At 34.2% G+C, this 544-nt stretch carries 1 pseudogene; it reads left to right on the top strand.

Annotated features, from left to right (window positions below):
• Positions 1-544 (top strand): annotated as a pseudogene (locus BAZO_RS10840) (Eco57I restriction-modification methylase domain-containing protein); the annotation flags it as partial.

The raw sequence follows: 544 nt of genomic DNA, 5'->3' as shown, positions 1-544 counted from the left end.
ATGAAAAATAAAGAACGCTTTTTAGATGATTCAAGATCCTTTAATTTCCGTGAATTTTTCCGTGTGAATGACAACAATGAGTTTGTTCATAAAGTTGATATTAATGCATTCTTAGATAATATTACTAATCAAGATAGTAACACTAATTACCCCTTTTCAACTAAACAATATCGTGATGAATTACGGCATACATTATGGTTATTACCCGGAGTTAAAGAAGCGAACGCTTTCGAAAAATTACTTAATGAACATCGGATTTTTGGAAAGGAATACAAAATTGTTAATGTTGTTAAAGATGATAAGTCAGATAGCAACGAAGTCGCAACAAATGGCGATTTGGATAAGGTTCGACAAGCAATAGGAGATCCGAGTCAGAGTAAAACCATTACGCTTACTGTTCGTAAACTGACAACGGGTGTTAATATTCCTGAGTGGACTGCGGTTCTTTTCCTTTCAAATACTAATAGCGCTATGAATTATCTTCAAGCTGCATTTCGAGCTCAAACGCCATTTTCGCATGAAAAACTTGGAATGAAGAAGAATT

Origin of the sequence: Schinkia azotoformans LMG 9581 (assembly GCF_000307855.1) — a bacterium.
Lineage (GTDB): Bacteria > Bacillota > Bacilli > Bacillales > Bacillaceae_J > Schinkia > Schinkia azotoformans.
The sequence above is the reverse complement of the archived record's forward strand: the minus strand, read 5'-3'. Positions and strand labels throughout refer to the sequence as shown.